The organism is Bradyrhizobium sp. AS23.2 (genome assembly GCF_001908185.1).
GTDB lineage: Bacteria > Pseudomonadota > Alphaproteobacteria > Rhizobiales > Xanthobacteraceae > Bradyrhizobium.
Genome location: NZ_LGHM01000230.1, coordinates 1 through 8,116 on the forward strand (window position 1 = coordinate 1; position 8,116 = coordinate 8,116).

General features: G+C 62.5%; 6 protein-coding genes. 4 read left to right on the forward strand and 2 right to left on the reverse strand.

From position 1 onward, the window contains the following. The first annotated feature begins 387 nt into the window (after window positions 1-387). The 4 genes from AC630_RS38355 (at window position 388) to AC630_RS38365 (ending at window position 6,067) form a co-directional block, all read left to right on the forward strand. Window positions 388-1,572: a serine hydrolase domain-containing protein gene (locus AC630_RS38355; protein WP_074123558.1), complete on the forward strand. Its 1,185-nt coding sequence runs from the start codon at window positions 388-390 to the stop codon at window positions 1,570-1,572. A gap of 656 nt (window positions 1,573-2,228) precedes the next feature. Next, complete coding sequence (locus AC630_RS43120) at window positions 2,229-2,534, forward strand: SAM domain-containing protein (protein ID WP_083636552.1); 306 nt, start codon at window positions 2,229-2,231, stop codon at window positions 2,532-2,534. Beyond that, window positions 2,446-5,781 carry an ATP-binding protein gene (locus tag AC630_RS38360; protein WP_083636554.1) on the forward strand — a complete coding sequence of 1,112 codons (3,336 nt, stop codon included), beginning with the start codon at window positions 2,446-2,448 and terminating at the stop codon, window positions 5,779-5,781. Before AC630_RS43120 ends, AC630_RS38360 begins: the two co-directional genes overlap by 89 nt. Window positions 5,782-5,809: 28 nt before the next feature. Then, window positions 5,810-6,067 carry a DUF4242 domain-containing protein gene (locus AC630_RS38365; RefSeq protein ID WP_074123559.1) on the forward strand — a complete coding sequence of 86 codons (258 nt, stop codon included), beginning with the start codon at window positions 5,810-5,812 and terminating at the stop codon, window positions 6,065-6,067. Between the two features lie 148 nt (window positions 6,068-6,215). Here the strand turns inward: AC630_RS38365 and AC630_RS38370 are convergent, their stop codons facing one another. Next, complete coding sequence (locus AC630_RS38370) at window positions 6,216-7,658, reverse strand: FAD-binding oxidoreductase (RefSeq protein WP_074123560.1); 1,443 nt, start codon at window positions 7,656-7,658, stop codon at window positions 6,216-6,218. A gap of 123 nt (window positions 7,659-7,781) precedes the next feature. Continuing rightward, window positions 7,782-8,116, reverse strand: a 335-nt coding sequence (locus AC630_RS46455; RefSeq protein ID WP_074123561.1) for a hypothetical protein, incomplete at its 5' end; no start/stop codon positions are given.

Here is an 8,116-nt window from a genome sequence, read left to right on the forward strand (position 1 = left end):
GGATGGCGGAGAATCTACTTCTCAGATCACGCGGCACCGAAGCTCTGTATCCTCTTCGCAGTCTCAGAAGCGGTGTTTGAAAGAATTCTTTTCTCCGAAATTTGAGCGCCGTTGCGTTTTCACACAGCCAAGACCCATGGCGGACATTCGCAACCCCCGACGGGGCGATGTCGCCGCTACGGTCGGCCGTTAGCATGCCAGCGGGTCGGGACCGACGCAAGCCAACTTAACTTGCTTTGCAAGCCTCGCCGTTTCGAGCGATCTGGCGTCGTCTCATCGAACGGAGGGGGTCTTCATGGCCTGTCGCACACGGACGAAGGCTGCAGTCACGGCGCCGATCGGCGCGCGCATCGATGTCGGGCACGCAGGCGTTGGCGAGGTGCTGGCATGAACCGCGGTGACACCGATGCAGAGCGGGCAATTCCGAACTTCTGGGACACGACGCCCGAAAACCAGGCGCCAACCTTCCGCAACCAGGACCAGGTCTGGCCGGTGCGTGTCATCCGGCGCGGCGAAGCGGTGCGGCCGCTCCCACCGCACGCCCGTTCGCTCGCGGACCTGACGTTCGAGGTGGGCGGGGTCCGCCTCAGCGTCAGCGACTACATGGCCCGCCGCCGCACGGCCGGGCTGCTGATCCTGAAGCACGGCGAGATCGCGCTGGAGCGCTACGGCATGGGCAACGTTCCGGAGAGCCGGTGGGTCAGCTGCTCGACCGCGAAGTCGATCACCGCGACGCTCGTCGGGGCGGCGCTCCACGATGGCGCGATCGGCAGCCTTGACGATCGCTGCGAGCAATACCTGCCGCGGATGCGTGGCTCGGCCTACGAGGGCGTAACGATCCGTAATCTCCTGCGGATGTGCTCCGGTGTGGCCTGGCGCGAGGAAGACGATGCTGACGGACGCTCAGAGTCCTTTCAACTGGGCCAGGCCATGGTAAGCCGGCAGCCAGGCTCCGTCCTCGACCTCCTGTGCAAACTGCCGCGCGCTCATCCGCAGGGTACTGTCTTCAACTATTCGAGCGGCGAGAGTTGCCTGATCGCCGCGCTGGTCGTGGCCGCCACGGGCCGGCCCTTGGCCGACTACTGCGCCGAGAAGATCTGGAGACCTGCCGGCATGGAGGCCGACGGGTATTGGCAACTCGAATCCGAGGACGGCCTGGAGCTGGGCGGGCTTGGCGTCAGTGCGCGCCTGCGCGACTTCGGTCGCTTCGGCCAGCTGATATTGGAGGATGGCGAAGCCTTCAGTGGCCGTCGGGTGCTGCCGCCCGGCTGGCGCGATCTCGCCGGACAGCCCGACAGCGCGGCCACCGGCTTCGGTCGGCTCATGCCCGGTTCACCGGCGGGATACGGCTATCACTGGTGGGCGGTGCCGCCCTTGCCCGGCGGCGTCAACAACGGTGCCTTCTCGGCGAGAGGTGACTTTGGCCAGTTCATCGTCGTCAATCCGGCCGAGCAGGTGGTCATCGCAATCCAGAGCGCGTGGCGTCAGCCTCATGACAGCGACGCCGAGCTCGAAACCGTCGCGATGATCAGAGCTGCGGTAAGCGCGCTGCGAACGGAGCCAGCGTCGTAGGTCCTAGAGCGGAGACTTCCCTCGCTACCCTGGCGGGCTGATCAAAACATCACTCCGCGGCGCCGGAGTAGCGGTGTCCCGTCGAATTAGCGCCAAGGGTCGACGCTAGGCGGACAAGCCGACAATAAGAGCCGCCTATGGGTTGGACGACGCCATTGGCCAATGTCTGGAACTGGCCCTTCGCGACATATTGCACCGCGACGCACCGTCGGTCGCTAACGGAGCACTAGCGGAAATCGACAGGCCGACGTCTATTGCAGAGGGTGACGCTCGTGACCCACAGGTGAACATGGCAATGCGTTGGTCTAGACTTCCAAGTCGATCTCGACTTGGACCTCTTCGCTATTCCGGCCGAATGCGATGTAGGGCAGCATTTGCGACATTATCGCGCTGCGGCAGTTCTATGCGCGGCTGCACGTTTGCGGTAAAGTGCAGCGTGCTTGCGTAGGGACTTAGGTGTTGCATCGGCACGAGGTCCTATCGAGAGTCATCTGCGGCTGCCGAAGTACTCGCTGCAGAATATCGTCCGCGCCCGCTTAACCCGGAACCAAGAGAGCGGGCGAGGCACTTTCCCCGGCGAAAGGCGCACACGCGTTCCATAGTTGACCGGGAGCAAGAACCATGAGGAGGAAACATCTAAAGCAGCGAGCGGGCTCATGAGCCAAGACATCAATACATGGCTGCGCGCTCTTGGCCTCGGGCAATATTGTGATGCCTTCGCCGCCGGTGATGTCGATCTGAGGGTGCTCCCGCATCTTACGGAGACGGATCTTCGCGAACTGGGGGTATCGCTCGGACACCGCAAGATCATCCTGGCGGCGGTGGCCGAGTCCTTCGGAGGCGCGCTATCGGCGGCAAACACCAACTCTCTCCATGCGAACGATAAGCCGTTGCCGCGCGCTCCCCCCCGAGCGGCCGCCGGAGCGACGCCTGCTGAGCGTCCTGTTCTGCGATCTGGTTGAGTCCACCGAATTATCTCGGCGGCTCGATCCCGAGGACCTGCGGGAGGTGCTGCGTAGCTACCAAGATCGGGTCTCCGGCGCGGTCACCCGCTATGGCGGCTACGTCGCCCGTTATCTGGGCGATGGTGTCATGGCGTATTTCGGATGGCCGTGTGCCTACGAGGATCACGGCGAGCGCGCGGTTCGAGCTGGGATTGAGGCCTTGGCCGCCGTGCGACTTCTGAGAACCAAGGACGTCGAGCTCAACGCGCGTGTTGGGATTGCCACGGGGCGAGTCGTTGTCGGGGACCTCTTTGCCGGCTCTGTCCGAGAGGAAGGCGCGGTCGCCGGCGAGACCCCCAATCTGGCAGCCAGGCTCCAGGCGATCGCCCAACCCAATCAACTCGTCGTCGCGGAGGCGACCAGGCGACTGATCGGCGACGCCTTCGTCGTCGAGGACCTCGGTGAGAAACCTCTTAAGGGATTCGGGACAGGCACCCGCGTGCATCTCGTTAAGTCCGAGCGAGAGGTCGAAAGCCGATTCCATGCGGCGCATGCCGGAGAGCTGTCGCCATTCGTAGGTCGCGTGCACGAGCTCGCGCTACTCGTTGAAAGGTGGGAGCTTGCGCGCGCAGGAGAGGGACAGGCAATCCTGCTCTCGGGGGATGCCGGCATCGGCAAATCCCGGTTGGTACAGGCCTTTACAGAAAAACTAGGCGCGACGCCGCCGCATGTCGTCCTGCGGTTTCAATGCTCGCCCTATCATACCCACAGTACCCTGTTTCCGATTGTTCAGAATCTCGGCCGCGCCGCCGACTTTCGGCCGGGCGATAGCAACCAGCAACGGCTCGACAAGCTCGAGCATATGCTCGCCGACGTGGGCGCGGACATTCGGACGGTGGCTCCCGTTTATGCAGAGCTTCTGTCCCTCGATTGCCATGATCGGTACGGCAAGATCGACCTGACGCCACAGCAAAGGAAGAGCCTCACACTGCAGACGCTGGTGGACCGGTTCCTGCAGCGCGCCGCGCGCTCTCCAGTGTTGATTATTGTCGAGGACGCTCACTGGATCGATCCCACTACGACCGAGCTGCTCGATGCGCTGATGGCGCCAATCAACCGAGCACCGATCATGTTGCTCGTGACACACCGGCCGAGCTGGACTTGTGAATGGCCCAGCCTTTACGGCCATGTGCTGCAGCTTTCCCTCGGGCCGCTGGCAAAGCCTCAGATCGCCGATATGGTGCGACACATTGCCGGCGCCACTGCCAGCGCGCGCGTGATCGATGAGATCGTCGGCCGGACCGATGGCATCCCCCTGTTTATCGAGGAGCTGGCCCGCTCTCTGGTCGAGCGCAAGGCCGGCGCCGGCGAATTTGAGGTGGGGCTTCCGACGACGCTGCAGGGCTCCTTGATGGCACGCCTCGATCGCTGCCAGCCGACCGCGAAAGAAACCGCCCAAATCGCCTCTGTCATCGGCCGCGAGTTCAGCCGAGACCTGCTTGCTCATGTGTGCGATTTTCCGGCCGCCGATCTCGATGCTGCCGTCGCCGAGCTGATGGCGGCGCATCTGGTTCTGAGAGGGGGGCCTTCCGAGGATGCCTTGGCGTTCAGGCACGCCCTCATTCAGGACACGGCATATCAGTCCCTGCTGACGAGCAGAAAACAGCGGTATCATGCGGCAATTGCCCGCGCCCTTGCCGAGTACCACCGTGAGACAGCGGACAGACAGCCGGAGCTGGTTGCGCGACACTTTTCCGAGGCCGGACTACCACAGTTGGCCCTGCCGTTCTGGCGGCGTGCGGGCGAGCGCGCGCTGGCGCGCTCGGCGAACTACGAGGCCATCGAACATTACGGGAAGGCCCTGGCCATCGCCGAGAGACTGCCCGATGCGGAAGGGCGCGAGGACGCCGTGCTCGAGACAAGAATTGCATTGGGTCGGGCGCAGTCGGCGGCTGGCCATCTGCAGCAGGCTTCGGACACATTCGAGCGCGCCGCCGGCGAGGCACGAGCCCGTGGAAACAGCGATGCACTCGCCAACTGCGCCATCGGATTTGGACAGGCCCGCTTCTACTATCAATCTTTTGATCCTTCCATCGCGCTGCTGCTCGAAGCTTTATCGGCAATCGAAGGAGGAGACAGCCGTCAGCGCTGCCAGATATTGAGTTGGCTCGGTAGAGGGTTCTTGATGAAGGGTGATTTCGCGCGCGCTGACATTTTGAATTCCGAGGCCATCGAAATGGCGCGCCGCCTCGAGGACGACCGCTCTCTCTGTGAAGTTCTGTTTACTCCATTTCTGGGGCCGACCGCGCTCTCGAGGACACAATCTGCTGACCTGCGCAACCGACTGCGCGAGGCGCTCGCGATTGCCGATCGGCTGAATGACTCAGACCTCCGCACCCGAATTCTTTCGGTGCACATCTATTATGCGGCCGAATTTGGCGACTACCAGGGGATGATCGCGGCTTTGGACACCTTTCAGTCAGCAATTGAAGGTCGGCAGATGCTGCACCAGGAATGGGTTGCGCAGCTTGGGCGAGCCATGCAGGCTCTTCTGATCGGCGACTTTCCGACCGCCGAGAAGCTCGCTGAGAACGCGTATGCGATCGGTCGCAGGACGCATGGAGAGAGTGCCGAAGGCGTCTACGGCGTGCAAATGTTCACGATCCGCCGTGAGCAGGGACGCCTGGCGGAGATTGCCCCTGTCATCAAACATTTGATCAATAACGAACCAGACGGCAATACCTGGAAGCCCGGATTCGCGCTCGTCGCGACGGAGCTGGGCTTTAAGCCGCAGGCACAAAAGATGCTGGACGAGTTGCGGCAGACCTGTTTCGCCTTCCCGATGGATGCGAAGCGGAGCACGACGCTTTCCTATCTTGCCGATGTCTGCGCGGCGCTCGAGGACGAGCGCTGCGCGCGCGCTTTGTACGATCTGCTCGAGCCCTACCGCCACGTGACTGTCACAGCCGGTATCGCGACCGTCTGCTACGGATCGGCCGGCCGCTTCCTCGGGGCTCTCGCCGACATGCTCGGCGACTGGGATCGTTCCGAAGAGCACTTCGAGGAGGCGCTACAGATGGACCGGCACATGCATGCATGGCCCTGGCTGGCGCACGCGCAGCACCGATACGCGCACATGCTGCGCCGCCGCGGCCGCCATAGCGACATCGCACATGCCGATACGCTGTTGAACGAATCTTTGGCGACGGCGGGTCGCCTGAACATGACCGCTCTGCTTACAAGGCTCCGCGGTCAACTGCACTGACGTGCCACGTCGTACACGGGAGAGGGCCATGCCGCGTTTCATCATCGAGCGAAACTTCGCAGAAAAACTGGAGTTCACGAAGGAAGGCGTCGACAGAGTCGATCTCATCAACGATGAAGAAGGAGTGAAGTGGATCTTCTCCTTTCTGAGTGCCGACAAGCGCAAAACCTACTGTCTTTATGAGGCCGAAAACGCCGACGCCATTCGCAATGCGGCGAGGCGCGCCAATATTCCGGCCGACACGATCATCGAGGTCGACCAGATAACGCCGGCGATGTTTGCGTGAAAGGTAGCATGGCGCTAGGTCGTTTCTGGACCCGACCGATGAAATGCGGCGCAAGGCGGCGCGTGGTTATAGCTGCGCCCTGCGCCGCGGCGGCCCGCGAACAGAGGCTACGCAGCCATTCTGCGATGGCCAACTTGCTCTCTTCCGGTCAGGCGGCGGGCCGCTGTGCCGCGGCCGGCCGGACGTTCTGATTCAACCGGAACAGGTTATCCGGATCGTACTTGGCCTTCAGCGCCGCGAGCCGCGCGTAGTTCGCGCCATATGCGCTCGATACGCGATCGCTTTCGTCCTCCGGCATGAAGTTGACATAGACGCCGCCGGTTGCGTGAGGCGCCGTTTCGGCAAAGAGCTGCCGAGCCCAGTCGATCGATCGCCGGTCGTCGGCTGGTTCGCGCCACCGCGTATGGACATTCATGACAAAATTTGCATCGCGGTGCGGGTAAGCCGTAGCATCGAGCGGGACGCAGCTGGTGGCCCCGGCGAGTTGGGCAATGAAAATCTCGCACTCCGGAGTCGGAAGCCTCGCGGCATAGCTTGCAAGGATGTCGATCAGACCGTCACTGAGTTCAAGGAAATTGTGCGACTTCCAGTAGTTGCGTGCGCCCGGCGTGAGCAGCGGGTCGAATGCGGTCTGCCATGCCGCGTACGGTTGCATGCCGATCATTTCGGCGATCGGCTCTCCGAGCGCCCGAAGCGGCTCCAAGGCGCTCTTGCCGGCGCCTTCGTCGCCTGCATAGCAGAGCGCAAAGACGAGGACTTCCTTGCCGTGGACCTCGGGAGGCAGGAAAGGCAGGGGTGGGGCCTGTCTCAGCACAACCCAGACCGTCAGCTCGTCGGGTGCTTTCGCCGCAACTCGGCGATATCCGGAAAGAAGCTCCTTTGCCCGCGCAAACGGATAGACAATCAGGCCGGATAGGACCATCGGACCTACGGGATGAAGACGGAATTCGAACGAACTCACGACCCCGAAATTGCCGCCGCCGCCCCGAAGCGCCCAGAACAGGTCCGAATTATCGGACGCGCTCGCTTGCAGGAGCTTGCCGTCAGCAGTTACGACGTCCGCCGAGATCAGGTTATCGGCAGTAAGGCCGAATTTGCGGCCAAGCCATCCAAAACCGCCGCCGAGTGTGAGACCCGCCACTCCTGTCGTCGAGTTGATACCGAGTGGCGTGGCAAGCCCGAAGGCCTGTGCCTCTTTGTCGAAGTCGCCGAGCGTGGCACCCGGCTCAACCCGCGCCGTGCGGCGAGTGGGATCGACCCGAACCGAGCGCATCTGCGAGAGATCGATCAGGAGCCCGCCTTCGCAGACCGCGTTCCCGGCAATGTTATGGCCGCCGCCTCGCACTGCGAGCAAGAGGCCATGCTCACGCGCAAACCGAACGGCATTGGTGATGTCTGCAGCGCCTCTGCAACGGACCGCCATACCTGGGTGGCGGTCGATCATCGCATTCCAGATCGTGCGGGCATCATCATAACCCGCCTCCCCAGGCAGACAAACGCTTCCCCTTAATGTCTGCTGCAAAGCAGCGATCGTCTCGGTTGCAAGGGCAGTCGTCCCGCCCTGCAGCAAGGCCAGCCAGGTTTCGGTCACGGTTCACCTCCGCGGACTGCGTCGTGTTAAATCCGGCAGTGACGAACCGTTCTGTCGCTGCCGTTCGGCAGAGCGAACGGCAAATCTCCGCCTAGACGTAAGTCCGGTCGACAAGGAGATGGTTCAACTGCGGAAGTCCTTTTGAACAATTTGCCCGCGTGGAACTGTCAGGTTTTGGCCCTTCGCGACATATTGCACCGCCATACGACCCTGGTCGCTAACGGGGGCATAGCGGAAATCGTCAGGCCGCCGTCTATCGCAGCGGACGACGCTCGTGACCCTGAACGGACCTTCGGTCTGCATCAGCTGCCTTTTCCACCATGCCCGCCAGAGGGAACGGGTTAATGGTGAGCGCTCCTCCAATTCCCGAAGCCGTTGGATTTGCGCTCTAAGACTCTCCGGTTGTTCCGGCTCAAGCCTCAGCGACGCGCGCAGTTGCTGGCCAATCACTTTCATAA

Bases quoted from the DNA above. Each gene is read 5' to 3' on its own strand.
- AC630_RS38360 (WP_083636554.1), top strand. From the start codon at position 2,446: ATGCGAACGATAAGCCGTTGCCGCGCGCTCCCCCCCGAGCGGCCGCCG.
- AC630_RS43120 (WP_083636552.1), top strand. From the start codon at position 2,229: ATGAGCCAAGACATCAATACATGGCTGCGCGCTCTTGGCCTCGGGCAA.
- AC630_RS38355 (WP_074123558.1), top strand. From the start codon at position 388: ATGAACCGCGGTGACACCGATGCAGAGCGGGCAATTCCGAACTTCTGG.
- AC630_RS38365 (WP_074123559.1), top strand. From the start codon at position 5,810: ATGCCGCGTTTCATCATCGAGCGAAACTTCGCAGAAAAACTGGAGTTC.